Origin of the sequence: Brevibacterium sp. FME37 (genome assembly GCF_014897485.1) — a bacterium.
In the GTDB taxonomy this organism is placed as follows: domain Bacteria; phylum Actinomycetota; class Actinomycetes; order Actinomycetales; family Brevibacteriaceae; genus Brevibacterium.
In genome coordinates this window covers 1-315 of sequence record NZ_JABUYE010000063.1, presented here as the reverse complement: position 1 = coordinate 315, position 315 = coordinate 1, and the positions used below count along the sequence as shown (strand labels likewise).

Genomic DNA, 315 nt, shown 5'->3' with positions numbered 1-315 from the left:
CCACCGCGATGATCCCGAGTTCGGGTACCGATACCTCGCCGACGAAGCCGAAGCGTCCGGCCAGCCCATGGCGGCACGCACTGCGTGGCGGTTGTGTTCGTCCAATGCCTGGTTCTCGGCCTTCGGCAAGGGCCGGGCCAAGAACGGGAAGAAGCCGGGACCACCGGTCCACGACGATCTATGCGCGGTTGTCGACGCCGACGGGAAGACCCGGCACGAGTTTCGAGCTGATGGCCCGAATCAGCTGTGGTTGACCGACGTTGTGCGCCACGAGGCGCTGTTGAACCGAGTGGAGGTGAGAGACCACCACCGCCT

The 315-nt window shown here is 65.4% G+C and carries 1 pseudogene; it reads left to right on the top strand.

The window, feature by feature from the left end:
• Positions 1-315, top strand: a pseudogene (locus INT29_RS19925) (hypothetical protein); the annotation flags it as partial.